The organism is Cellulosimicrobium cellulans, assembly GCF_007679345.1.
GTDB lineage: Bacteria > Actinomycetota > Actinomycetes > Actinomycetales > Cellulomonadaceae > Cellulomonas > Cellulomonas cellulans_A.
Genome location: NZ_VEGH01000030.1, coordinates 1 through 1,951, shown reverse-complemented (window position 1 = coordinate 1,951; position 1,951 = coordinate 1). Strand labels below are relative to the sequence as shown.

2 rRNA genes are annotated in these 1,951 nt (G+C 58.1%); both read right to left on the bottom strand.

The features are described from left to right. Window positions 1-3: 3 nt before the first annotated feature. Window positions 4-120: ribosomal RNA gene (gene rrf, locus FS882_RS20680) — 5S ribosomal RNA — on the bottom strand. Between the two features lie 98 nt (window positions 121-218). Then, window positions 219-1,951 (bottom strand): 23S ribosomal RNA (locus FS882_RS20675); the annotation flags it as partial.

Below are 1,951 nucleotides of genomic sequence, written 5' to 3'. Positions count from 1 at the left end.
GATGTCCGGCGGCGTCCTACTCTCCCACACCCTGGCGAGTGCAGTACCATCGGCGCTGAAGGGCTTAGCTTCCGGGTTCGGAATGGGACCGGGCGTTTCCCCTTCGCTATGACCGCCGTAACTCTGTCGAACAGTCAAACACGGGACACCCCTTGCCTTGAAGGGGTGCGTGTTCGTGGTTCGGGAACCGCACAGTGGACGCGTAGCACAAAGTATGAGTGGTGAAGTTGTCGGCTTATTAGTACCGGTCAGCTGCGGCAGTCGTTAGTCCTGCCTTCCACATCCGGCCTATCTACCCGGTGGTCTAGCCGGGAGCCTCTCAGGACCGAAGTCCCGTGGAAACCTCATCTTGAAGCAGGCTTCCCGCTTAGATGCTTTCAGCGGTTATCCCTTCCGAACGTAGCTAACCAGCCGTGCTCCTGGCGGAACAACTGGCACACCAGAGGTTCGTCCGTCCCGGTCCTCTCGTACTAGGGACAGCCCTTCTCAAGTTTCCTGCGCGCGCAGCGGATAGGGACCGAACTGTCTCACGACGTTCTAAACCCAGCTCGCGTACCGCTTTAATGGGCGAACAGCCCAACCCTTGGGACCTACTCCAGCCCCAGGATGCGACGAGCCGACATCGAGGTGCCAAACCATGCCGTCGATATGGACTCTTGGGCAAGATCAGCCTGTTATCCCCGGGGTACCTTTTATCCGTTGAGCGACGGCGCTTCCACAAGCCACCGCCGGATCACTAGTTCCGACTTTCGTCCCTGCTCGACCTGTCAGTCTCACAGTCAAGCTCCCTTGTGCACTTGCACTCGCCACCTGATTGCCAACCAGGCTGAGGGAACCTTTGAGCGCCTCCGTTACATTTTAGGAGGCAACCGCCCCAGTTAAACTACCCACCAGGCACTGTCCCTGATCCGGATCACGGACCGAGGTTAGATGTCCAGAGCGACCAGAGTGGTATTTCAACGTTGACTCCACCGACACTGGCGTGCCGGCTTCACAGTCTCCCACCTATCCTACACAAGCCGCACCGAACACCAATACCAAGCTATAGTAAAGGTCCCGGGGTCTTTCCGTCCTGCTGCGCGTAACGAGCATCTTTACTCGTAGTGCAATTTCGCCGAGTTCGCGGTTGAGACAGCGGAGAAGTCGTTACGCCATTCGTGCAGGTCGGAACTTACCCGACAAGGAATTTCGCTACCTTAGGATGGTTATAGTTACCACCGCCGTTTACTGGGGCTTAAATTCTGAGCTTCGCCTTGCGGCTGACCCGTCCTCTTAACCTTCCAGCACCGGGCAGGCGTCAGTCCGTATACATCGTCTTGCGACTTCGCACGGACCTGTGTTTTTAGTAAACAGTCGCTTCTCCCTGGTCTCTGCGGCCCTCCACGCTTCCCGGGCAAGCCGGTACACGCTTCAGGCCCCCCTTCTCCCGAAGTTACGGGGGCATTTTGCCGAGTTCCTTAACCACGATTATCTCGATCGCCTTGGTATTCTCTACCTGACCACCTGAGTCGGTTTAGGGTACGGGCGGCTAGAACCTCGCGTCGAAGCTTTTCTTGGCAGCATAGGATCACCCTCTTCCAGCATACGCTGTCACCATCGGCTCTCAGGCTTGATGAGTGGCGGATTTGCCTACCACTCGCCCTACGACCTTGGACGTGGACTACCATCGCCACGCCGGGCTACCTTCCTGCGTCACTCCTGTTAATACGCTTACCTACTACCGGTTCGGGTCACGTGCTCCATGCGGCGGTGACTCCCGAAGGAGTCGGTGCCGCACTTCGGACGTTTAGCATCACCGGGCTCGGTATGGGCGGTTCTTCGCCGGTACGGGAATATCAACCCGTTGTCCATCGACTACGCCTGTCGGCCTCGCCTTAGGTCCCGACTTACCCAGGGCGGATTAGCCTGGCCCTGGAACCCTTGGTCATTCGGCGGACGGGTTTCTCACCCG